Raw genomic sequence first — 22990 nt, 5'->3', positions numbered from 1 at the left:
GGATCACTGGTCGTGGACGAGCGCATCAAGCAGGTCAGGTTGGAAATGGAGTTCGTGGAGCGGCATTTGGGGTCGTAACGGATCTCCTTCGCCCCCGCCCGCTCCCCCCGCCGCCTCCCCAACAGCTCCGCCAACCCCCGCCGCGTAGCCGCCAGCACCACCCGGTCCTCCGCCCGCAGCACATACGTCGCCGGCAGATCCCACACCAGCCCCGACGGACGACCGTCCTCCCCGACGGCCCCCACCCCCGTGTCCAACGCCAGCACCCGCCAGGCCCCCGCCCGAAACGCCTCCCCCACCGTCCGCCCCTCCAACTGCGCATGCCCACCCACCCGCATCGCCGCGAACAGCAACACCCGCCGCTCGACGGGAATCGTGCCCAGGATCTGCGTCTGACGCCCCATCATCGCCCCGGCGAACGCGGGCGCCGCCAGATGCGAGACGCTCCGGCTGCGGGTGGTCGCGCCGGGGTGCGCCGCCCGCAGGGTGCGGTACACGGCGGTGGCGAAGTCGTCGTCGTACAGACGCAGGACGACGCGCAGATCGGGCCGTACGGAACGCCCGTACAGCACCGCCTCCAGGTTCGTGGTGTCGGCGCTGGTGAGGGCGAGGAGGGCCTGGGCGCGGTTGATCTTCGCGGCCTCCAGGACGCCCTCCTGGGTCACGTCACCCAGCACCACCGGCACCCGCAGCCGCCGAGCCGTCGCGAGCCCGCGTGCCTCGGGGTCGGCCTCGACGCACACCACCGGGATGTCGAGTTCGCGCAGCCGGGTCAGCACCCGGGTGCCGATCTTGCCGAGTCCGAGGAGGACCACGTGCCCGCTCAGCCCGCGCGGCGGCTTCCGTACCGCCGACGCGCTGCGGAACGTACCGAGCGCCTCGAGGACGGCGGCCAGCAGTACCGGTAGCAACAGCAACCCGACCAGTCCGGACAGGAGTTGGAGGATCTGGCGGGACATGGAGGCCCCGAGCGCGGGGTCGTTGATGGCGAAGAGGTCGAGGAGGGTCAGGTAGGTGGCGTGGACGGGGTGGTCGCCGGTGGCGGCGGACAGCGCGATCGCGAGGGCGATCACGCACCCGACCATCCCGGCCAGCGACCACCGCAGCCGCCGCGAGAAGATCGAGGCGAACGGCGGCACCACGCCCCGCCCCCGCCCTGCCGACATCGACGTCCCGGAGTATGCGTACGCCACCTGCTGGAGTACGACGGTCCCGCGCCCGGTCGCCGCCGCCACCGCGGCCTCGTCGGGGAGCAGTTGGGGCCCGTGGGCACCGCTGCTCTCGGAGCCGTCGGCGCCGGCCGGGTCGCTGCTGGTGGCGGAGAGCAGGGCGAGGGTGTGCAGGCCCGGGTCGGCGACCTCGCCCGGCGCGGGCGGCTGGCGTTCCACCGCGCGCAGCAGCAGGCGGTCGGTCTGGACGACCTTGCTGGTACCGGTGATCGCGGTGGCGGCGAGCGCGGGGGCGGCGGTGTCGGCGTCGGACAGTACGGTCGTGGACGCATCGAAGCCGTCGTCGGAACGGCTGCCACCGCCGTCACCGTCGCCGTCCGTACTGTCGGCCGTCGTGGCCGCCAACGCCGCTGCCTGGTCGAGGAGTTCCTCGATGTGCTGGCCCAACCGCCGGTTGTAGAGCCGCAGTACGAGGCGCAGGCGTGGGTTGAGGCGACGGGCGGTGAGCGCGGCGCGGATGTTGGTCTCGTCGTCGTCGTACACGAGGGCCAGGGCGGCGGCCCGCTCCGCCCCCGCCTCGGCGAGCACGGCCTCGGTCAGCTCGTCGGCCTCCAACACCCCTGTGTGCGGCCCGGGTTGACTGCCGGTGGCGGTCTGGTTCGTGGTCCCGTTTCCCGCCGCCCGGTTGACGGCGGCGGACATCCGGTCGAGCAGCGCCGACGCGGTCCCGGCGGCCCGGACGACCACCGGCGGCCGTACGGTGCGCTCCGAGGGCGGGACGACGAGGGTGACGTGCTCGCCGTACACGTTGCGCAGCTCGTGGGCCAGCCGGTGCGCGAGCCCGTCGTCACCGCACACGATCATGTGCGCGGCGGGATCACCGGCCCGGGGACCGCTCGGCGTGCCCGGTCCGCTCGACCCGCTCTGACTCGGAAGGTTCCCCATGATCGCCACAAGGAAGAAGACTGCCTCACCGTGGTGGTTGGTTCTCCAGGCGGTCCCCAACCACAAGCGCCTGCTGGAGGTGCCCTGCTCAGCAGGGCACCTCCAGGGTGGATCCAGGCTCAGTGGGCCATCACGGGCTCGCCCTCGGACGGCTCCAGGGCCCGGTTCGGGATCAGGAACGCCGCGATCACCGCACCGGCCAGGAAGAACCCGGAGCCCCACGCGAAGGTGGCCGTGTAGCCCTCGACCCCGGCCTGTGCCGCGGCCAGCGCGCCCGGCTTGTGCGACGTCAGGTAGTCGGTCGCGGCCGACGAGGCGACGGTGGTCAGCAGTGCCGTGCTGATGGAGCCGCCGATCTGCTGACCGGTGTTGATCAGCGCCGAGGCGACACCCGTGTCTTCGTGGTGCAGGCCCGAGGTCGCCCCCTGGAACGCCGTGGTCATCACCGCGCCGATGCCGAGACCCATGAGGATCATGCCGGGCATGATGTGGGTGGCGTAGGTGCTGTCCAGCTCGATCTGGGTCAGCAGGGCCATACCGGCTGCGGCGACCAGGAAGCCGGCGCTGATGACGATCTTCGGGCCGACCTTGGGCAGCACCAGTGTAGGCATCGTGGTCGACGAAGCGACGACGGCCGTGACCATCGGCAGGTACACCAGACCGGTTTTGATCGGTGAGTAGCCGAGGCTGGCCGCGAAGTAGTAGGTCAGGAAGAGGAAGATCGAGAACATCCCCATGCCGATGACGAACACGGCCATGAACGAACCACCGCGGGTGCGGTCCAGCACGACGCGCAGCGGCAGCAGCGGATGGGCGACCCTGGTCTCCAGCCAGACGAACACCACGAGCAGCAGCGCGCCGACGATCATGGAGCCGAGGGCGACCGAGTTGGTCCAGCTGGTGGACTCGACGTGCGCGAACCCGTAGACGACGGCGAACAGCGCGGCGCTCACCACGACGATGCCCGGGATGTCGAGCTTGGGCTTCTGGGTGATCACGGGCTTGGCCAGCAATAGCAGTGCACCGATCAGGGCAGGGACCGCGAACGCGACGTTCACGTACATCACCCAGCGCCACGACGCCCATTCGGTGAGCATGCCGCCGACCAGCAGCCCGACCGCGCCGCCCGCACCGCCCAGCGCACTGAAGATGCCAAAGGCCTTCGCCCTTTCGGACGGTTCGGTGAAGGTCACGCTGAGCAGGGAGAGTGCCGCGGGCGCGAGCACCGCGGCAAAGAGACCCTGGGCCACACGGGCCGCGACGAGGATCTCGAAGCTGCCGGCCGCGCCGCCGACGACGGACGCGGCCCCGAAACCTGCCAGGCCGATCACGAAGAGGGTACGTCGGCCCAACAGGTCACCGAGTCGGCCGCCGAGCAGCAGCAGGCTGCCGAACGCCAGAGCGTACCCCGTGATGACCCACTGCCGGCTGCCGTCACTGAAGCCGAGGTCCTGCTGCGCCTCGGGCAGCGCGATGTTCACGACGGTCGCATCGAGCATGACCATGAGCTGGGCCATGCCGATGACGACCAGCACCCACCAGCGCACGGCATGTGAGCCGCGAAGGCCCGAGTCTTTCTTTTCGGAGTCGGGCGCTCCGCGGTCGATGGTGGTACTCATTTTCTTCCCTTGCTTGGTGGGCATGGCTGAAAGCCGTGTGGAAACTGGGGGTGAGGGGTTGGGGTTTCAGCTCTGGAGGGCGGCGTCGGTGTCCGCGACGGCCAGCATCTTGTTGATCTCGATGGCGGCGAGTGCGCCGGCTGCTGCGGAGGCTCCGACCTGGGCGACCGGATCGGTGACGTTGCCGGCCACCCATACACCCGGCACGTCGGTGGTGCCGGCGATGCCGGAGGCGAAAGTGCGGCCTGTCGGCAGGTCCTGCACCGGCAGGTTCAGGCCTTCCAGGCCCTGGGTTCGGGCCTGCATCTGCGGGACGACCCCGAGGACGCGGCGGGTCACGATCTGGCCGTCGGCCAGGCGCACTCCGGCGAGGGCGCCGTCCTTGTCGTTGACGACCTCGGTGACGGGGGTGTCGATGACGTGGATGCCGCGGGCGGCGAAGCGGGCGCGGCTGTCCTCGTCCAGGTCGGTGCCGTGGGTGAAGTAGATCAGGTCCTCGGTCAGCTGACGGAACAACAACGCGGGGCCGATGGAGGCCGGGCCGGTGGCGAGGATGCCGATGGGCTCGTCGCGCACTTCCCAGCCGTGGCAGTACGGGCAGTGCACCACACCGTGTCCCCAGTGCTCGGCGAGCCCGGGCACCTCCGGCAGCACATCCTTCACGCCGGTGGCGACCAGGATGCGGCGGGCTGTGATGCTGCGGCCGTCGGCCAGGGTGACGGTGAACCGCAGGTCCCCGTCCGCCGACGGGGCGGCAGGCTCGGCCGCAACCACCTGGCCGAACACGACGCGCCCGCCGTACTGGCGCACCTGCTCCCGGCCCCGCCGAAGGATCTCGGACGGCGGGGTGCCGTCCAGGGCGAGGAGGCCGTGCACGGCCTCGGCGGGCGCGTTGCGCGGGGAACCGCCGTCGATCACGACGACCGAGCGGCGGGAGCGGGCGAGGATCAGTGCACCGTTCAGCCCCGCGGCGCCCCCGCCGATCACGACCGCGTCGACGGTTCCCTCGGCCAGTGCGTCGCTCTCGTAGGGAGAAGTCGTCACAGCCGTGGCCTCCTGCCTTTCCTTGTCGGTCATGGTTCGGTCAACCCTTCGGGTTCTGGGTGGGTGCAGGGGGCAGCTGTTCAGGAAGCCAGGAAGTGCTCGGCGACCGTCGCGGGCTGTTGTGGAGAGTTCGGCCCCGGCTTGCTGGGGACATTCGTGATGCAGAGATCCAGTACGGCGATGAACTCGCCGTCGCCAGGATCGCGAGGATCAGACCGTGCCTTGCCGGCCTGGAAGGCGTCGCAACGCCGGGCGGCGCGGAGGAGTTCGAAGGCATGGGTTGCCCTCGATCGCGCCAGGCGGGCACGCGGCCTGTCCGGTGAGCTCAGGACGGTTGTTTACTGAACGGTCCGAAACCTACGCGATTCTGTACTGGGTTGTCAAATATGGCGGGTCGGCCGTACCTTCTGTGCATGACGAGACCACGAAGCTTCGACCGCGACACCGCAGGCATGCCGGCCCTCCTCGACGCGGTGGACCAGATGCCGAGCGCCGGCCTGCTGCGGGCCCGCTCCTACGAACTGCTGTCTCCTGTCCCGGGCTCGTCTGTCGTGGACGTGGGCTGCGGTGGTGGGCGGGCCGTCGCCGAGCTGGCCGAGCGTGGCGTCCACGCGGTGGGTGTGCATCCCGATCCGTGGATGCTGGCCGAGGCCCGGAAACGGTGGCCGGGGGCCGAGTTCCGGGAGGTGGGGGCGGAGGATCTGCCGTTCGCCGACGGAAGTGTGCGCGGCTACCGTGCCGACAAGGTCCTCCACGCACTTCAGGAGCCGTGGCGCGCGGTGGCGGAAGCGCCGTTCTTCGTGGCCGCCGCCTCCGCCTAGAGGGCAGTCCGGACCACCGCCTGTCCGTCGATGGTGAGCAGAGCCAGGCCGGTGTCGGACGGGTCGGGAAGACCACAGTCGAGTGCGCGTACCTGCCGTCGTCGACGAACATCTCGACGGACGCGCGGTCGACGAGGAACGGTTGACGAAGGCGTAGTCGCCCCCTGCCTTTCCATGCAGTCATGCTTCGGTCAACCCTTCGAGTTCCAAGCGCTCGCTCCAGACCGCCGTGTGACACCGACAGTCGTGTGACGACAACACCGAATCAGATCGCCTTCATTGGAGAAACGAACATGACCGAGGCCGCAGACCGGATCATCGAGGCCCTGCGCAGCGGGCACGACCACCTCGCCGCTGTGGTGCACAGACTCACCGCGGCCGATCTCACCCGCCCGTCCGGCGCGTCGGAGTGGGACGTCTCCCAGGTGCTCAGCCATCTGGGCAGCGGCGCCGAAATAGGCCTGGCCGCACTGGAGGGCGCGACGGGCGGTACGGGTGCCCCCGACGGCGACTTCAACAAGTCAGTGTGGGCCCGCTGGGACGCGATGACCCCGGCCGAGCGCGCCGAGGGCTTCGTCACCGCCAACCAGGCGCTGGTCGAATGTTACGAGGGCCTCGACGCGGGGGCCCGCAGAGACCTCCGGATCGACCTCGGCTTCCTGCCCGCGCCGGTGGACGTCGCGACCGCGGCGGGGCTCCGGCTCAGTGAGTTCACCCACCACTCGTGGGACGTCGAGGCGGCCTTCGACCCGTCAACGACCCTGGCGTCCGCCGCGACCGGGCCGCTCCTCGACCAGGCCGGCATGATGCTGGGCTTCATCGGCAAGGCGGACGCCCTGGAGAACCGCCCCGTCGCCGTCGCGGTGCACACCACCGCACCCGAGCGCACCTTCGGTCTCTCGGTCGGCGAGACGGTCGCGCTCACCGGCGAACCCGAGAACGCCGACGCTGTGCTGACGGCCCCCGCCGAGTGGTGGCTGCGACTCGTCACCGGCCGGCATGCCCCCGCCCACACCCCGCCCTCCGTGACCCTCACCGGCGACACCGTCACCCTCGACGACCTGCGCAGGGTCTTCCCCGGGTTCTGAACCCGGCGGCGCGGCAACGGGCACGGAATCACGCCCTCGCCTGCGCGTTTCACTCGGGTCGTGTCCGGATCATCGGCGACAACGAGAAAGTGCCTTCTGGCCTGGGACGACAGGGCTTGTCCAAACTTCTGTCGTCTCGCGGGGAAGGCACTTTCTGCGTGCCCACTGCCGGATCACGTTCCCGACCTCTCGTCTCGGCCGACGGTCGCGGGGCGCTCAGCCATGCCGGATCTCGTCTGCTGGCCGATCCAGCCGAAGTCGCCGGGCTGACCAGCGCCTTCACTAGCGCGTTGCGTCGGCTGCGGCCGCGCGGCATCCCTCCGGCCGGGTGGCGGCGGCCTGCTTCGCCGCCAAGATGGCCCTGGAGATCGGCGCCTCCGACCCCGAGGTGAAACGCCTGGCCAACGGCTCCTTCTCCGTGGTCGCCACAGCGGTGGCCGAGAGCGTGCGAGCGGCGCAGCGCAACGGCGACATCGACCCGGACCCGGATCCCGACGACCTCGCTTACCTTGTGCTGACCATCATCCGCGGCAGCGATGTCGTGGGTGCGTACGGCTACAGTCCCGCCCGCCTGACCTCGATCGCGGAGAGCGCGTTCGCCTTGCTGCCTCGCCCGCGCCACCACTGAGAAGACGCCGTCCTTTCGGCATGTTCAACAGGGTCGGGCGAGACCGGTGGGTTTCGGCGACCGCGACAGCGGCCGCTACCTCAATGTGATTGTCCTGCCCGAGCAGGCTGCGTCGGCGGCGATGCCCCTCTCGAGTGGGGCGGTCCGGCAAGACTGCCCCACTGCACTCCCGACGATGCCGCTGACCAGGTCGGACAGCGAAACGGTGCTGGAGTGCCAAGGGTCAGGCCGTGATCAGTTCCGGTGGTACCGGCAGTGCCATGAGGCGGAGCAGTTCGGCGACTTTGGCGTCGAGTTGTGCTCCGACCTCGGCGATGCGGGGATCGCCGAAGCTGGCGAATTTGCTCGACGGCTGGTCGATGCTGATCTGTACGTGGCCCGAGGCGGTCTCGTAGATCGCGGTGCGCAGCGGGGCGTACAGGAGGGTGCCGGGGTCGTGTCGGAACATGGTTTCCGCGATGACGTTGTTTCCCATCATGTAAGTGATGGCGCGCAGCCGGTGTCCCGACAGCCGCATCACCGGCATCGGGTCGAGCGTCCAGTAGATGGCGAACGAATTGGGTGTGTGTGCGGCGATGTAGTCCTGCAACGCCGCGAGGTCGCCCGTGCCGGCCACCTCGGCGAGTTCGGCGAAGTTGATGGCGGGTACCAGCGATTCGTAGCGTCGGCGGACGTCGTCGAAGGTGTCCTCGGTTTCGATGACAAGGCGGTTGACGAGGTGGGGGACGGCCTGAGTCATGGCGCTTCCTCGTGTCTGGACAGGGATGGGCGGGGGTGCCGGTCGTTCGGGGTCAGGAGGCGTCGAGCAGGATCCGCGCCATCTCGTCGGGGCGCTCCATGGCGGAGAAGTGGCCGGTGCGGGGCACGGTGATGCGGTGGACGTCGGTCAGCGCGTTGGCCACGCGGTCTCGTTCGGCGGGCTTGGACCAGTCGTTCTCGCTGTAGACGAGGGTGACGGGCGCCGACACGCGCGGGTAGCGCTCGCGGGCCCGGTCGAATCCGTCGAGGCTGCGGAAGATCCCTCGGCCCACCTTGTCGTAGCCCGTGCGGCGGCCGCTCCTCAGCAGCTCGGTGATGAAGTCCTCGGGCAGCTTGGTCTTGTCGACGTAGCCGCCCTGCAGGATGGCCCGGAAGATGGGCCGCGGCTCCTGGGTGGCGAAGAAGGGGCCCAGCACGGGCATCCGCACGCTGGAGATGATGAGGCGGGCGATCAAGTTTCCGCGTTCGCCTCCCTGGGGGTAGTCGTAGCTGTTGAACGCCACGACGCGGCGGACGCGGTCCTTGATGTCGATCGATGCCTGCAGGGACAGGGCGCCGCCCAGTGATTCGCCCGACAGGGTGACGTCGTGCAGATCCAGTCCGCGGACGAATTCGACGACCGCAGCCCGCAGTTGCGGCTCCTCGTACTCTGCGCCGGGGACGATGTCGGACCATCCCATCCCGGGCAGATCCAGCGCGTAGACCGTGTAGTGGTCCCACAACAGCGGGATCACCCGCTGGAAGTAGTCGAGCTGGCCGCGCACGGTGTGCATCAGAACGAGGGCGGGGCCGGTGCCGACGGTGTAGTAGCGCAGCCGCGAGCCGTCGGCCCGGGTGAAGAACCGCATCTCGCCGCGGCCGTTGCTCCAGGTTCTCGCGTACGTCGCGTCGGGAGACTCGTTGCGTTCCATGGTTCTGTCCTTTCAGGTCTGGAGAATGCCGCAATGCGGGCATTCTCCTCATTTTGCTGGTCTGTGAAGTTGATCAGGGTTTTGTCCGTGGTCGGCCAGGCTCAGCGCAGCGTGTCCGCCCAGTTCGCCGGCACACGTCCGGCCGGTCCCGGGGTGGGCTGGTCGGCAGGGTGGGCGTCCGGGGGAGCCAGGGCGGGACCGGACTCGTACATCTCGGAGGTCTCGAAGTTCCAGAACCAGGCCTCGCCGGGTTCGTAGCTGCGGATCACCGGGTGGCCGGTGTCCTTGAAGTGGGCGGTGGCGTGCTTGGCGGGTGAGTTGTCGCAGCAGCCGATGTGGCCGCACTGGGCGCAGCGCCGCAGGTGGAACCACCAGCCGCCGTCGGTGTCGCACTCGACGCAGCCGGCTCCGCTGGGCGGGACGCTGGGGTCGATTCCGGTGTCCTTGGTCATGAGGGCTCCTGGGCCGGTTCGGGGGCGGTGTCGGGCTCGGTGTCGGGGTCGGGGGCGGTGAGGGGGAGCAGCACCTGGAAGCGGGTGTCGCCGGGTACGGACTCGACTTTCAGGTCACCGTGGTGCTTGTTGACGACGATCCGCCAGGAGATGTCGAGCCCCAGCCCGGTGCCCTCGCCCACCGGTTTTGTGGTGAAGAAGGGGTCGAAGATCCGGCTGCGGATCTCGGCCGGTACGCCAGGGCCCGTGTCGCGGAACTCGACCAGCAGCCGGTCGTGCACCACAGCGGTTTGTACGGTCAACGTCCCTTCGCCGCCCGCGCTGTTGATGGCGGAGACGGCGTTGTCGATCAGGTTGGTCCACACCTGGTTCAGTTCGGCCGGGTAGGCCGGGATCCTCGGCACCGAACGGTCGTAGTCCTTCACGACCTTGACCTGTGGGCCGATCTTGCCGGACAGCATCAGCAGGGTGCTGTCGAGGAGTTCGTGGACATCGGCGACCTGGTAGGGGGCGCGGTCCAGCTGCGAGTACTGCTTGGCGGCGTCGACGAGGTGCGAGATACGGGTGGTGGAGTCCTCGATCTCGGACATCAACAGCTCCGTCTCGACCGTGTAGGTGAGGCATTCGATGGCGCTCTGCAGGATTTCCTGCTCGTCGACGGCCGCCGCGATCTGCTCCAGCCAGTCGACGTCGAGACCGCCCTGGACGAAGGTCGGCGCGATCTGCCAGCCGTTCTGGATGCCGTGGTCGTCGAGCCAGTCGGCGAGTTCGTCCTCCCGGTCGGACGCTTCGAGCGGGCTCAGGACCGGCGCCTTGGAGACCCGCTCGGCCGTACGCTCCTGGAGATCGACCAGCGTCTTCAGGGCGTCGCTGTGGTGTGGGTCCGAGGCGATGGCGCTGAGTTTGTTGCGCATGTGCGCGGCCCGGTCCCTGAGGGACGAGGTGGCCCGTACGGCCGCCGCGGCCGGGTTGTTGAGCTCATGGGTGAGGCCTGCGGACAACGAGCCCAGCGCCAGCAGGCGTTCGCGCTGCCCGATGGCCTGCTGAAAGGTCTGCGTTCCGAGGAAGAGCCCCTCCAGGAGATGGACCGCCATCGGAAACCACTCGTGCATGAAGCTCGCGAACGACTCGGCGGGCAGCACGAAGAACCGCGTCGGCTCGGTCACCCGCAGCGAGTTCATGTACCGCTGCGGTTTCCCGTCCCCGACGTAGGCCCGCACGGCACCGGCGTACACCCCTTGCTGGGACGTGCGGCTCACCTCGACGTCGTCGCCGCCCACCCGGCGCGACATGACGACCGTGCCCTCGATCATCACGTAGAAGCAGGTCGCCGGGTCACCCTCGGTGAACACCGGCCCGGGGTCGAACAGTTCGACCCGCCCCGCGCCGCACAGCCTGCCGAGCTGCTCGGCGCTGAGCTTCTCGAACAGGAACAGCGAGCTGATCTCCGCCGCGTCGCACGGCATCGGCCGCCCGCTCACGACTGCTCCAGGTATCGGTGGACGAGCATCACGGCCATGGCTCCCTCTCCGACGGCGGACGCGACCCGCTTGGCGGACTCCGCGCGCGCGTCCCCGGCGACGAACACGCCGGGGATATTGGTCTCCAGGTGGTACGGCGGCCGGTCCAGCTCCCAGCCCGCCGGTGGCCGCCCGTCGGCGGTCAGATCGGGCCCGGCGAGGATGAACCCGCGCTCGTCCCGCAACACAGTTCCGTCCAGCCAGTCGGTCAGCGGGGCCGCGCCGATGAACACGAACAGCCACTGCGCGTCGACCCGTTCGGTCTGCCCGGTGGCCGTGTCGCGCAACGTCAGCTGTTGCAGCTGGTTGTCGCCGTGCGCGGCCTCGACGACCGTGTGGGCCCGCACCGAGATGTTCGGCGACTGGGCGATCTGCTGGATCAGGTAGTGCGACATCGACGCGGTCAGGTCCGCTCCGCGCACCAGCAGGGTCACCGACTTGGCTCCCCGGGACAGGTACATCGCCGCCTGCCCCGCCGAGTTGGCGCCGCCGACGATGTACACGTCGTGGCCCTGGCAGCCGGCGGCCTCGGTGAGCGCCGACCCGTAGAACACCCCGCGGCCCGACAAGTCGTCGGCACCCGGCGCCTGAAGCTGCCGGTAGGACACACCGGTCGCCAGGATCACGCTGTGCGCCGCGATCTGCGATCCGTCCGCGAACCGCACGGTGCGGGCCGCGCCGTTGACCTCAACGGCCGTCACTTCCCGCGCGGTGAGGATCTCGGCGCCGAACTTGGTGGCCTGGCGTCGCGCGCGGTCGGTGAGCTGGCCGCCGGACACCCCGTCCGGGAAGCCCAGGTAGTTCTCGATGCGTGAACTCTGCCCGGCCTGCCCGCCGGTCGCCGACCGCTCCACCAGCACCGTACGCAGCCCCTCCGAGGCCCCGTACACGGCAGCGCCCAGCCCGGCCGGGCCGCCGCCGATGACGACGAGGTCGTAGAAGTCGGCCGTGGGCGTCGTCGCCAGCCCCACCCGGGCGGCCAGTTCGGGCACCTCCGGCTCGACGAGCGCCGTACCGTCCGCCGTGATCACCACCGGCAGCCGCTGCCCGTCCTCGCCCGCCGCGGCCAGCAGCCGCTGCCCCTCGGGCTCCTCGGTGGAGTACCAGCGGTAGGGCACCTGGTTGCGGGCCAGGAACTCCCGCACGTCCGACGAACGCGCCGACCACCGGTGACCGACCACCTTGGTGCTCGGCACCGGCCGGAAGTCACTGCACCGCCACGCCTCCAGGAGGTCGTCCAGGACCGGGTAGAGCTTCTCCTCCGGCGGGTCCCAGGGCTTGAGGAGGTAGTGGTCGAGGTCGACGACGTTGATCGCGTCGATCGCCGCGTCCGAGTCCGCGTACGCGGTCAGCAGCACCCGGCGGGCGCCCGGATAGACGTCCAGGGCCTGTTCGAGGAACTCGATGCCGTTCATATGCGGCATCCGGTAATCGGCCAGAATCACCGCGACCAGATCACCGCGCAGCTTCAGCTCCCGCAACGCCTCCAGCGCGGAATCCCCGGACTCCGCGCGCACGATCCGGTACGACTCGCCGTAGCGCCGCCGCAGGTCACGGGCGACGGCCCGGGACACCCCGGGATCGTCGTCCACGGTCATGATGACGGTCCGCGCAGCGTCCAAGAGTGGTCGGACGAGCGATGCTGATGCCGGCTTCGGTGTCTCTGGTGTGGACATGTGCGTCTCCTCGGGCGCCGCCCCGTAGTGGGGGTGTCAGCCGGCCAGTCGGTTGAGCTTGCGGATCTCTTTGTCGAAGGCGTTCGAGGGCACGATCCGGCGCAGGAGGCTGACGCGTTTGGCCATCGGGCCGGCGGTGTACCGGAGCTTGGGCTTGGAATCGGTGGCGGCCGCGACGATCACCTTCGCGACAACGTCCGGGCCGTCGGCGTTGCGCACGGCCGTGGCCAGCACGTCCCTGGAGACCTCCCGCTGTGCGGCGTAGACCGGCAGGGGCGAGTCGGGTGCCATGCTGCTCGCCTCGAAACCCGTTTTCGTGTAGGCCGGCTCGACCAGCAGCATCCGCACGCCGTGCTCGCGAAGCTCGTGGTCGACGGACTCGGAGTAGCCCTCGACCGCATGCTTGGTGGCGGCGTAGGCGGCCATGAAGGGGGCTGGGATCAGACCGAGTACCGAGGAGACGTTGATCACCCGGCCACTGCCCTGGGCGCGCATGTGGGGCAGCACCGCGTTGGCCATCCGCATCACGCCGAAGACGTTGATGTCGAAGACCTCCTTGGCCTGGCTGATCGAGCTCTCCTCGCCGGCGCCGACCGAGCCCACGCCCGCGTTGTTGACCAGGACGTCGATCCGGCCGAACCGCTCGATCACCTCCCCGACCAGCGAGCGGACAGACTCGTCGTCGGCCACGTCGAGATCGAGGAACGTCACCCCGGCGAGCGGCTCGGCCTTCGCCGCGTTGCGGCTCGTGCCGACCACCGCGAAACCGGCGCGCATGAGGGCGCGCGCCGCCGCCCGCCCGATCCCGGAGGAGGCGCCCGTCACGAGGGCCACGGGGGAAGCTGTCTGCATGGTGGTTCCTTCGGTTGTGGGCATGACGTCGTCGGGTGCTGCGCGGGGTCGCCCGCGCTGAGACCGACACGACGGTCCGCACCGGTCCTGCGAGCCCTGACCAAGCCTGTTCGGTGAGCTCAGAATGATTGTTTACTGAACAGTCCGAAACCTAGGCGGTTCTGTACTGACTTGTCAAGAAGGGTGGGTCGGCTTTACTTTCTTTGTATGGCGAGACCACGAAGCTTTGACCGCGACCACGTCCTGCATGCCGCTGAGCGGCAGTTCCGCGCCTCGGGCTACAACGGCACGAGCGTCGATGACATCAGTGCCGCCACCGGCCTGGGCCGGGGCAGCCTCTATGCCGCGTTCGACGGCAAGCACGGTGTGCTGATGGAGGCGATGGGCGGGTACTTCGCCCGGCTGGCGCAGGGTCCGAGGAAGATGCTCGCCGGGCCGGACGAGGGCGCCCTGGAGCGACTGCACGCGTACTTGCTGCGTGCCGTCCACGGGGTGTCACTCGCCCCTGACGTGCCCCCCGCCTCCGACCGGACGGCGGCGGCCTGCTTCGCCGCGAAGATGGCCCTGGAGGTGGGCGCCTCCGACCCCGAGGTGAAACGCCTGGCCGGCGAGTGCTTCTCCGTGGTCAGGTCGGCGGTGGCCGAGTGCGTGCGAGCGGCGCAGCGCCACGGTGACATCGACCCCGACGCGGATGCCGACGACCTCGCGTTCCTTCTGCTGACCGTCGTCCGCGGGACCGATGTCGTGGGAGCGTACGGCCACAGTCCCGACCGCCTGACCTCGATCGCGGAGAGCGCGTTCGCCCTGCTGCCCCGCCCCCGCCACACCTGACAAGGGCACGGCGCCGTCCGCGCCGTAGCGATGGTGTCAACCCGCGTCCCGTACGGGGTGCAGCAGGCCCATCGACTCCCCATGCCGCAGGACGTGCGTGGCGAGACCGAACCGTGCCGCGAGAGCGCCGATGCTCATCGCGCTCGCGCCGTTGTCTCGGCTCGACTTCGTGTTGACATCGAGTCGTAGCCCGGCGTCCATGTCCAAGAACCAGGAAGTGCATGTCCGAGAACCAGGAAGCAGTGGAAAAGCACCGCGGCACCGAGGCCATGCTGGCCCTCCTCGACGCGATGGACCAAATGCCGAGCGCCAGTCTGCTGCGGGCCCGCTCCTATGAACTGCTGTCTCCTGTCCCGGGCTCGTCTGTCGTGGACGTGGGCTGCGGTGCCGGGCGGGCCGTCGCCGAGCTGGCCGAGCGTGGCGTCCACGCGGTGGGCGTGGATCCCGATCCGTGGATTCTGGCCGCGGCCCGGAAACGGTGGCCGGGGGCCGAGTTCCGGGAAGCGGGGGCGGAGGATCTGCCGTTCGCCGATGGAAGTGTGCGCGGCTACCGTGCCGACAAGGTCTTCCAATTTCTTCAGGAGCCGTGGCGCGCGGTGGCGGAAGCGCGGCGCGTCCTCTGCCCGGGCGGCAGGATCGTCCTGGTCGGGCAGGACTGGGACGCCATCATGGTCGACTCCGATGATGCGGAGCTCACCCGCACGATGGTGCACGCCCGCGCCGACGTCCTGAGCACGCCCCGCGCCGGCCGCCAGTACCGCAACCTGCTCCTGGACGGCGGCTTCAACGACGTCACCGTCGAGGTGCACACCAGCGTGTTCACCGATCCCGCGATGCTGTCGTCGGCCATCATGCTCGCCGAGGGGGCGTGCACGAGCGGTGCGGTCGGCCGTGACCAGGCCGATGAGTGGATCGCCGAACAGCGCCGACGCGCCGAGGCCGACCGCTTCCTCGTCGCCATTCCGTTCTTCGTGGCTGCCGCCTCCGCCTAGAGAGCGCGGAGTGCGGCGTAGCGGAGGAGAGCGGCGGTCGCCTGTCGGCGCAGGGCGGCGTCTGCGGCGACCGCCGCTGTCACCTCACGCGGCCCTTGGCCTCCGGGCGCCCGCGAGGAGAGCCCCGGGGCGGCCCGGAGGCCAAGGACGGTGAGGTGTTCCGGCAGGAGACCCGCTGGCCGTGGGCCGTGGGCCGTGGGTCACGCCCGCGCCCTGCGCGTCTCGCGCCGTCGGAGCTCCTGCCCGACGCGCCTGGCGGGCGATCCCGCGGGCGCGTCCCCGGCGATCCAGTGGATGCTCCGTCGGAGGTCTAGCGGGTGGCCCCGGTGTGCTCCCGCGCGGTCGCCGTCTCGTTCGCCGTCGTCCCGGCCCCCGGCTCGGCGTTGTGCTTCGCGAAGCCGTGCCGGCCCGGCATGACCGCGAGGACGATCAGTGTTCCGGCGGCCATGATGATCCCGCCGATGAGGCTGGTCTGGGCGACGCCGTGGGCGAAGGCCTGGTGGACGGCGTCCACGGCGGCCTGGCCCTGCTGGGGCCCGGCGGAGGGGTCCTGCCCGACCCGCTGGGCGACGGCCAGGCCGGCGCCGACGGAGTCCTTGGCGGTCTCCATCGCCTCCGGCGGGAGCCGGTTGCCCACCAGGTCGGTCAGCTCGTCCCGGTAGGCGGTGCCCAGCAGCGAGCCCAGCGCCGCGATGCCCAGCGCTCCGCCCAGTTCCAGCGCGGTGTCGTTGACACCGCCGCCGACGCCCAGCTCGGACTCGGGGAAGGAGCCCATGATCGTGTCGGTCGCCGGGGAGATAGCCAGTCCGAGCGCGAGGCCCAGCATCATCATCGGCGCCAGGAGGTCCCCGTACGTCGACCCCTTGTCGATCTGGGTGAGCAGGAACATGCCGGTCGTGCCGATGGCCAGGCCGGTCACGACCATCGGCTTCACCCCCAGCTTCGGGGTGAGCATCCCGGTCAGCGCGGACCCGAGGAACACCGCACCGGCCAGAGGCAGCAGCCGGACACCGGTGTCCAGGGAGCCGTAGCCGAGGACGAACTGCAGGAACTGCGTCACGTAGTAGATCACGGCGAACATGCCGAAGAAGAAGAACAGCACCGCGAGCATCGAGCCGGTGAAGGGCCGCAGCGCGAACATCCGGACGTTCAGCATCGGGGTCGGGTGCCGCAGCTCCCACGCGACGAAGGCGACCAGGCCCACAGCGGCGACCACGGCGGCGGTGACGGGGCCGGCGCCCCAGCCGGAGTGCGGGCCCTCGATGGCGGCGTAGATCAGGGAGCCGACGGTGACGATCGACAGCAGACCACCGACGTAGTCGATCCGGCCCATGCTCTGCGCCTTGGACGGCGGCACCAGGGCGAGCGCGCCGAACACGCCGAGGAGGGCGAACGGCACGTTGATCAGGAAGGTCGAGCCCCAGGCGTGGTCCTCCAGCAGCCAGCCGGAGACCAGCGGGCCGACGGCCACCGCCAGCCCGGAGGTCGCGGCCCAGGCGGTGATGGCCTTGGTCCGCTCACTGCGGGGGAAGGTCGCGACCACCAGGGACAGCGTGGCGGGCATCACGACCGCGGCACCGATACCCATGATCGCGCGGGCCACGATGACCAGCGAGGTCTCGTCGACCAGGCTCCCCATCACCGAACCGCCGGCGAAGATCAGCAGACCGGTGACCAGCGCGCCGCGCCGGCTGTACTTGTCGCCGATCGCGCCCAGCACCAGCATCAGCGCCGCGTACGGAACGGTGTAGCTGTCGACGACCCACTGCAGATCACTGCTGCTCAGGCCCAGGTCGGTGGTCATGGCGGGGGCGGCGACGATCAGCGACGTGTTCGCCATCACCGTGATCAGCAGGCTCAGGCACAGCACGAGCAGCGCCCACCAGCGCCGCGCGTACGGCCCGGACATTTTCTCCACGGGGGTATTCGCAAGGAAGGGCATCAGTAGCTCCTGAGAGGGACGGGGCAGACGAGCGGAAGCACTTAATTGCCCATCGATGTGCACGCTAGTTTATTGCCCGTCGATGTGCAACTATCGCGATGGCTCCCTCCTCCCACCCGCCCACGAGGTACCGACGTGACCAGCCGACCAGCACGAACACCGACGACGAGGCCGAGATGGTCTCCGGCCCGGCCCCACGAGACGCCGCCTCCTCCTGCTCCGACTTCGACGTCGTCCCCCTCGCCGACTTCGACTTCGACCTCGGCTTCGGCGCATCGTCGGGACGCGCGGGCCACCCGTGACCGGATCCTCGACGCGGCTCGGCGGGAACTGACCCGCGACCCCAACAGCAGCCTGGAGGACATCGCCGGTGCCGCCGGTGTGGCCCGGCGCACCGTGTACGTCCACTTCGCCGGCCGGGCCGCGCTCGTCGAGGGCCTGGCCGTTGAGGCCGCGGAGGCGATCCGGCGCGTCGTCGCGGGTGCCCCGGCCCCGACCTCCGACGCCGTCGCGGACCTGGCGCGATTCGTCCTCATGGTGTGGCCCGTCGGCGACCGCTACCGCGCCCTCATCCGGCTGGCCCGCGGCCATGACCTCGCACGCGCACGCGTCGACGAACTGCTGACCCCCGCCCGCTCCATGGCCACGAGGGTCTTCGCCCACGGCCGCCGACAGGGCGTCTTCCAGGCCACCGTCCCGCCCGACCCGCTCGGCCGAGCCATCGAGGCCCAACTGCTGGCCCTGCTGGACTGCGCCGACTGCGGCCTGTGGTCCGACGACGGCACCGGCGCCGCCACCGCCACCCTCATCGCCGCCGGAGTCGCCCCGGACGTCGCCGCCGCGAAGGTCGATCAGGTACGGAAGTCCGGGTCGCTCCCAAGTCCCGTCTGAAACCCCGTGCCCGTGCCCGTGCTCGTGCCCGTGCCCCTACCCCACTCACCCGAATGTCCGCACTCCTCTGAAGGGATGCCGATCTACCACCCCCCTCCGGCGCCCTCGACCGGCTGGACATCACGGCAACACATGACCGAACTCGCCCTAAGGATCGACGGGTTGGAGAAGTCGGACGACGCAGCAAGGGCTTCGAGGTCGCGGGCCGCGTCGCCCTGCCCGAGGCGGGTGAGAAGTTGCTCGGCCAGGTCTTCGCCTCGAACGGGTCGGGCGGAGAGATCAGGTGCCGTGGGCCGGAAGAGCCGTAGCCATCGCCGACGCGACCTCCTCGACCACCGCGCTCGCCCGATCCTCCGGTACGCCGGCCGCGATGAGGGTGGCCGTGGCGATCCGGTGCCCGTCGTCCTCCAGTGCGCCGGTGTTGACGGACTCCACCAGAGCCACGATCAACGCCATCAGACCTGTGCTCTGCACGGCCGGCGGCAGATGGGAGTGGAAGACGCCGTCCCGCTGCCCGCGCTCCAAGATCCCGGTGACGGCCTCCCGGGCCGGCGCGAGCACCTCGGTGAAGCGCTCGGAGCCGAGATCCCGCCGGGTGAGCGCCACCAGCATGCGGTAGCGGTCGCCGACGCGCCACAACCGGAGTACGAACCACGCCAACGCCCGCTCGGCCGACTCCCCCGGCTCCGGCCCGGCCTCCATCGCGTTCCGAAACGTCTCGGCGGCTTCCTCGGCGAGCGCCTCCACCAGCGCCGCCCGCCCCGGGAAGTGCCCGAAGAGGGTGCGCCGGACGACCCCGGCGGCCCGCGCCAGCTCCTCCAGCGTGACATCGGGGTTCCGCCCCAGCTCCTCACGGGCCGTGGCCAGGATGCGTGCCCGGTTGGACCGCGCATTACGACGCAGCGGCTCGCGGCCCACGGGCTTGCTCACGGAGAACCTCGCAGCATCAAAGGGCGGACGAACGGCCCCTCATTTTGTCACGCCGGGCCGAAGCCCCCCCGTATCACGGCCCACTGGCCGCTGCCTCACGCGGGCCCCCCACCTCCTGGCCCCGAAGCTCGGCCGACGCGGAACCGAGCGCACCCGGTCCTGTCGGCGGCCCGAGGCATCGAGGCCGGCGGTGTGACCCGGTTGACGAAGGCGCGGTCGCCGTAGACCACGTCGACGCCGTCCGCAGTCCCAGCCGAGGAGACCGGCGCCCCGGCCGGGCCGGAAGCGGCACCACCGACGCGGTGGGCACGGGCCCGACAGCAAGGGGAGCACGCTTGATCCCTTGCTGTCGCACCGTGCTGATGGCCTCGGGGCACTCGGAGCCGAACGCCCTGGTCGGATCGGCCCGTTCGGCGGCCGGCCCGATCCCCGCGAGGACGAGGGCCACGACGAGTCCGACGAGGAAGATCCGGCTCCGAGAGTTACTACGGCGCACTCTCAGGCTGAGGACTGCGGTGTGGCGTCATGTTCTGCTCCGGAGCGCTCAGTGGCTCGGGGCACCCACCAGTTCGCGCAGGCGAGTGTTGTTCTGCAGCACCCACCGCAGGGTCCGCGGCGGGCGCCCGAGCAGGGTTTCCAGTTGGTCGGAGACTTCGTCGTACCGCCCGGTGGCGATCAGAGTGGTCTGGATCCTCAGGTGCGCCGCCACGTGCCGGGCCGTACCCGGATCGCCCAAATCCTTCTGCAGGGCGGTCTCGTCGAGGAAGGCATCTTGCCAGGCATCCAATTCCTCAGGGATGTAGACGACCTCGCGTCCCAGCACGGCTGCGTAGTCCTCAGCGAACCCGTACATGTCCTTCAGCTCCGGGCCGGTGATCGCGTAGGACTTCGAGATGTGCGGTGCGGGGTCGACCAGCGCCTTCACGCACACCTCTGCCACGTCGTGAACGGCGATGGGCGCGAGCCGCTGGTCGCCGAAGGGCAGGCGCAGTTCACCGTTGCTCAGCGGGCCCGCCAGCATCCAGGTCAGATGGGGGTTCTCGGCGAACAGGGTCGCACGCACGTTGATGGTCGGGAGGCCGGACCACTCCAGCACCCGCTCGCAGACCCAGTGCGCCCGCTGCTGTGGTGAAAAGTCCGTGACCACTCCGCCGAGCCAGGAACGCCGCTCCTCCTCCGGTGCGGTCATCTTCTCGAACGTCATGTACGACTGCTCGTAGTTGGACAGGTGCACGAAGGCCTCGATGTCGCCCTGGGCTCGCGCCGCCGTGGCCATCAAGGTGAGGGCATCGACGTAGTACGGCTGCGGGGTCATGCTGAAGTAGACGCGCTTGACACCCTTCAGCGCGGCGGCCACGTCCGCGAGCTTGAACAGGTCACCGACGAAGACCTCGGCCCCGGCCTCGCGCAGCGACTGCGCGCGTTCGTCGTCCCGTCGCACGAACGCGCGCACCGGGTGGCCCTGTTCGAGCAGCATGTCGATCATCACCCTGCTCACGCCACCGACGTGACCGCCGGCGCCGGTGATCAGAATGGGATTGCGTTCCGTCATTGTGTTGTCCTCCATCTGGTGGGGGTGGGTCGGCCGTTCAGGAAGCCGAGGCTGTGGAGTCGTCGAGGCTGTGGAGCCGTCGAGGGGGGTGAGGGGTTGAGGTTTCAGCTCTGGAGGGCGGCGTCGGTGTCCGCGATGGCGAGCGTCTTGTTGATGTCGGCGGCGGCGAGTGCGCCGGCCGCTGCGGAGTTTCCGACCTGGGCGACGAGATCGGTGGCGTTGCCGGCGACCCAGACTCCGGGTACTTCGGTGGTGCCGGCGGTGCCGGAGGTGAAGGCGCGGCCCTTGGGTCCGTCCTGGACGGGCAGGTTGAGGCCTTCCAGACCCTGGGTGCGGGCCTGCATACGTGAGGCGGCTGAGATGACGCGGCGGGTCACGATCTGGCCGTCGGTCAGGCGTACTCCGGTGAGGGTGCCGTTGTCGTCGTTGACGATCTCTGCGATGGGGGTGTCGATGACGCGGATGTTGCGGGCGGCGAAGCGGGTGCGGTTGTCCTCGTCGAGGTCGGTTTTGTGGGTGAAGTAGGTGAGGTCGTCGGTGAGCTGGCGGAACAGGTAGGCGTGGTCGATGGAGGCGGGGCCGGTGGCGAGGATGCCGATGGGCTGGTCGCGGACTTCCCAGCCGTGGCAGTAGGGGCAGTGCACCACGCTGTGTCCCCAGTGTTCGGCGAGTCCGGGCACCTCGGGCAGTACGTCCTTCAGGCCGGTCGCGACGAGGATGCGGCGGGTGGTGAGGTGGCGGCCGTCGGCCAGGGTGAGGGTGAAGCGCAGGTCCCCGTCGGCCGAGGGGGTGGTGGGCTGGGCCGAGACGACCTGGCCGGACACGACGTGTCCGCCGTAGTGGCGTACCTGTTCCCGGCCTCGTCGCAGGATCTCGGCCGGTGGGGTGCCGTCGAGGGCGAGGAGGCCGTGTACGGCGTCGGCGGGGGCGTTGCGCGGGGAGCCGCTGTCGATCACGACGACGGAGCGGCGGGAGCGGGCGAGGATGAGTGCGCCGTTCAGTCCCGCGGCGCCTCCGCCGATCACGACCGCGTCGACGGTTTCCTCGGTCAGTGCGTCGCTCGCGTACGGAGGAGTGGTCACAGCCGTGGCCTCCTGCTTTGCCTTGTCAGTCATGGTCGGTCGGCCCTTCAGGTTCTGGGTGATTGCAGGGGGGTCAGCTGTTCAGGAAGCCCACGATGTGGTCGGCGACCGCCTTGGGCTGTTCGACGTGCGGGAAGTGCCCCGCGCCGGGTATGACGACGCGTTCGAAGCTGTTCGTGAACAGGTCGTCCATGCCGTCGCTCAACTCCACGGAGAAGCAGTTGTCTTCGGCACCGTGGAGGTAGAGCGACGGGACGGTGATGGCGCCGAAAGCCCGGGCCAGCAGGGACTGGGTCGCCTCGTCCGCGGGGGGTGTAAACAGCTGGCGGTAGTAGCCCAGGACCTCGGTCAGGACTCCTGGAGCAGCCAGGGTTTCCTTGAGCGCGGTACGCTCCGCGTCCGGCAGCTCGTAACCGGGTGACCATTCCCGCCAGAGCCGGTCGATGAAGGCGAAGTCGTCGTGCGCGACGGCCGCCTCCGCCATGGCCGACTGGAAGAAGAACATGTACCAGCTGCGTCGCTGCTGGTCACCGTCGCTGACCAGTGCGTTCATCAGCTGACGGCCAGGGGGACCCGACATGGTGACCAGCTTGCGGACACGCTTCGGGTCGAGGGTCGCTGCCGTGTACGCCGCCGCGGCTCCGAAGTCGTGGCCGACGACATCCGCCTCATCGCGCCCGAGCGCCTCGATCAGGGTCAGGACGTCCTGGCCGGTCGAGACGATGTTGTAGGAGCCGTCGGGGGCCGCGCCGCCGGGCCAGTATCCACGCTGTGCGGGCGCGACCGCCCAGTACCCTTCCTGCGCGATGCGCTCGAGGATCCCTGCCCAGCTGGCGGCGTGGTCGGGAAACCCGTGGAGGAACACAACGAGTGGCCCGCTGCCGGCCTCAAGGATCGGAACCTCCAGCCCGCCTGCCTGAACCGTTCGCTGACGGACCGGGGAGTCCTCGCCGAAGGGCGGTCGCCGGGTCACCTGTGTCATGAGTTCAACCTCCAAGCCGCGTTCGCGGCGTCGTGGTCCGGCAAGCCCGGACCAAGTCGGTCCGGGGGCTCAGCGCGGTTGTTTACTGAACAGTCCGAAACCTAGATGGTTCTGTACTGGGTTGTCAAGAACGGTGGGTCGGTCGTACCTTCGGTGCATGGCCAGACCACGAAAATTTGACCGTGACCACGTCCTGCATGCCGCTGAGCGGCAGTTCCGCGCCTCGGGCTACAACGGCACGAGCGTCGATGACATCAGTGCCGCCACCGGCCTGGGCCGAGGCAGTCTCTATGCCGCGTTCGAC

The 22990-nt window shown here is 69.8% G+C and carries 22 protein-coding genes and 2 pseudogenes; 8 read left to right on the top strand and 16 right to left on the bottom strand.

All coding sequences use genetic code 11. The annotated features are described in order from the left end of the window. Positions 1–89: 89 nt before the first annotated feature. The 3 genes and pseudogenes from PV396_RS44665 to PV396_RS44655 all read right to left on the bottom strand — a co-directional run. Positions 90–2033: pseudogene (locus tag PV396_RS44665) on the bottom strand (potassium channel family protein); the annotation flags it as partial. 200 nt (positions 2034–2233) lie between these two features. Beyond that, a complete protein-coding gene (locus PV396_RS44660) occupies positions 2234–3733 on the bottom strand; it encodes an MFS transporter (protein ID WP_319214119.1) in 1500 nt (499 codons plus the stop codon). 66 nt (positions 3734–3799) lie between these two features. Then, on the bottom strand, positions 3800–4810 hold the full coding sequence (locus tag PV396_RS44655) for an NAD(P)/FAD-dependent oxidoreductase (protein WP_319214118.1): 1011 nt from the start codon (positions 4808–4810) through the stop codon (positions 3800–3802). Positions 4811–5190: 380 nt separating this feature from the next. Between PV396_RS44655 and PV396_RS44650 the strand changes: the two genes are divergently transcribed. Beyond that, entirely contained in the window at positions 5191–5598 is a 408-nt protein-coding gene (locus PV396_RS44650) for a methyltransferase domain-containing protein (protein WP_319214117.1), read from the top strand. A gap of 103 nt (positions 5599–5701) precedes the next feature. Here PV396_RS44650 and PV396_RS44645 read toward each other — a convergent pair. Further along, positions 5702–5782 (bottom strand): annotated as a pseudogene (locus PV396_RS44645) (hypothetical protein); the annotation flags it as partial. A gap of 109 nt (positions 5783–5891) precedes the next feature. On the opposite strand from PV396_RS44645, the gene PV396_RS44640 reads away from it, so the two are divergent. Together PV396_RS44640 and PV396_RS44635 are read left to right on the top strand one after the other, a co-directional pair. Continuing rightward, on the top strand, positions 5892–6686 hold the full coding sequence (locus tag PV396_RS44640; RefSeq protein WP_319214116.1) for a maleylpyruvate isomerase family mycothiol-dependent enzyme: 795 nt from the start codon (positions 5892–5894) through the stop codon (positions 6684–6686). Positions 6687–7014: 328 nt separating this feature from the next. Next, a complete protein-coding gene (locus tag PV396_RS44635) occupies positions 7015–7314 on the top strand; it encodes a TetR family transcriptional regulator C-terminal domain-containing protein (protein WP_319214115.1) in 300 nt (99 codons plus the stop codon). A 223-nt stretch (positions 7315–7537) separates the two neighbouring features. Here PV396_RS44635 and PV396_RS44630 read toward each other — a convergent pair whose 3' ends face one another. The 6 genes from PV396_RS44630 to PV396_RS44605 all read right to left on the bottom strand — a co-directional run bounded on the left by PV396_RS44630 (position 7538) and on the right by PV396_RS44605 (position 13484). Continuing rightward, on the bottom strand, positions 7538–8053 hold the full coding sequence (locus PV396_RS44630; protein ID WP_319214114.1) for a DUF302 domain-containing protein: 516 nt from the start codon (positions 8051–8053) through the stop codon (positions 7538–7540). A gap of 52 nt (positions 8054–8105) precedes the next feature. Next, a complete protein-coding gene (locus PV396_RS44625; protein ID WP_319214113.1) occupies positions 8106–8984 on the bottom strand; it encodes an alpha/beta hydrolase in 879 nt (292 codons plus the stop codon). A 101-nt stretch (positions 8985–9085) separates the two neighbouring features. Then, positions 9086–9436, bottom strand: coding sequence for a UBP-type zinc finger domain-containing protein (locus tag PV396_RS44620; protein ID WP_319214112.1), 351 nt, complete (start codon positions 9434–9436; stop codon positions 9086–9088). Further along, positions 9433–10917 carry an ATP-binding protein gene (locus tag PV396_RS44615; protein ID WP_319214111.1) on the bottom strand — a complete coding sequence of 495 codons (1485 nt, stop codon included), beginning with the start codon at positions 10915–10917 and terminating at the stop codon, positions 9433–9435. The genes PV396_RS44620 and PV396_RS44615 overlap by 4 nt, the downstream gene beginning before the upstream one ends. Then, positions 10914–12554 carry an FAD-dependent oxidoreductase gene (locus PV396_RS44610; RefSeq protein WP_319214110.1) on the bottom strand — a complete coding sequence of 547 codons (1641 nt, stop codon included), beginning with the start codon at positions 12552–12554 and terminating at the stop codon, positions 10914–10916. The genes PV396_RS44615 and PV396_RS44610 overlap by 4 nt, the downstream gene beginning before the upstream one ends. Positions 12555–12668: 114 nt before the next feature. Then, positions 12669–13484 (bottom strand): oxidoreductase, encoded by an 816-nt coding sequence (locus PV396_RS44605; protein ID WP_319214109.1) that lies wholly within the window; start codon positions 13482–13484, stop codon positions 12669–12671. Positions 13485–13691: 207 nt separating this feature from the next. On the opposite strand from PV396_RS44605, the gene PV396_RS44600 reads away from it, so the two are divergent. After that, positions 13692–14315 (top strand): TetR/AcrR family transcriptional regulator, encoded by a 624-nt coding sequence (locus PV396_RS44600; RefSeq protein ID WP_319214108.1) that lies wholly within the window; start codon positions 13692–13694, stop codon positions 14313–14315. 36 nt (positions 14316–14351) lie between these two features. Here PV396_RS44600 and PV396_RS45330 read toward each other — a convergent pair whose 3' ends face one another. Further along, on the bottom strand, positions 14352–14516 hold the full coding sequence (locus tag PV396_RS45330) for a MerR family transcriptional regulator (protein WP_416071592.1): 165 nt from the start codon (positions 14514–14516) through the stop codon (positions 14352–14354). Between the two features lie 20 nt (positions 14517–14536). On the opposite strand from PV396_RS45330, the gene PV396_RS44590 reads away from it, so the two are divergent. After that, positions 14537–15307, top strand: a complete 771-nt coding sequence (locus PV396_RS44590; RefSeq protein ID WP_319214107.1) for a methyltransferase domain-containing protein — start codon at positions 14537–14539, stop codon at positions 15305–15307. A gap of 310 nt (positions 15308–15617) precedes the next feature. Here the strand turns inward: PV396_RS44590 and PV396_RS44585 are convergent, their stop codons facing one another. After that, a complete protein-coding gene (locus PV396_RS44585; RefSeq protein WP_319214106.1) occupies positions 15618–17249 on the bottom strand; it encodes an MFS transporter in 1632 nt (543 codons plus the stop codon). A gap of 98 nt (positions 17250–17347) precedes the next feature. On the opposite strand from PV396_RS44585, the gene PV396_RS44580 reads away from it, so the two are divergent. Further along, a complete protein-coding gene (locus tag PV396_RS44580; RefSeq protein WP_319214123.1) occupies positions 17348–17551 on the top strand; it encodes a hypothetical protein in 204 nt (67 codons plus the stop codon). 4 nt (positions 17552–17555) lie between these two features. Beyond that, positions 17556–18140: a TetR/AcrR family transcriptional regulator gene (locus PV396_RS44575; RefSeq protein WP_319214121.1), complete on the top strand. Its 585-nt coding sequence runs from the start codon at positions 17556–17558 to the stop codon at positions 18138–18140. Positions 18141–18419: 279 nt separating this feature from the next. On the opposite strand, the gene PV396_RS44570 is transcribed toward PV396_RS44575, so the two are convergent. From PV396_RS44570 to PV396_RS44555, 4 genes are all read right to left on the bottom strand, one after another. Beyond that, entirely contained in the window at positions 18420–19070 is a 651-nt protein-coding gene (locus PV396_RS44570) for a helix-turn-helix domain-containing protein (protein ID WP_319214105.1), read from the bottom strand. Between the two features lie 544 nt (positions 19071–19614). Further along, a complete protein-coding gene (locus PV396_RS44565; RefSeq protein WP_319214104.1) occupies positions 19615–20622 on the bottom strand; it encodes an NAD(P)H-binding protein in 1008 nt (335 codons plus the stop codon). A gap of 104 nt (positions 20623–20726) precedes the next feature. Next, positions 20727–21737, bottom strand: coding sequence for an NAD(P)/FAD-dependent oxidoreductase (locus tag PV396_RS44560; protein ID WP_319214103.1), 1011 nt, complete (start codon positions 21735–21737; stop codon positions 20727–20729). 40 nt (positions 21738–21777) lie between these two features. Then, on the bottom strand, positions 21778–22686 hold the full coding sequence (locus tag PV396_RS44555; RefSeq protein ID WP_319214102.1) for an alpha/beta hydrolase: 909 nt from the start codon (positions 22684–22686) through the stop codon (positions 21778–21780). A 157-nt stretch (positions 22687–22843) separates the two neighbouring features. Here PV396_RS44555 and PV396_RS44550 point away from each other — a divergent pair. Continuing rightward, the coding region (locus tag PV396_RS44550) for a TetR/AcrR family transcriptional regulator (protein ID WP_319214120.1) at positions 22844–22990 on the top strand (147 nt) is incomplete at its 3' end.

The sequence above is a fragment of the Streptomyces sp. ME02-8801-2C genome (genome assembly GCF_033793965.1).
GTDB lineage: Bacteria > Actinomycetota > Actinomycetes > Streptomycetales > Streptomycetaceae > Streptomyces.
The sequence above is the reverse complement of the archived record's forward strand: the minus strand, read 5'-3'. Positions and strand labels throughout refer to the sequence as shown.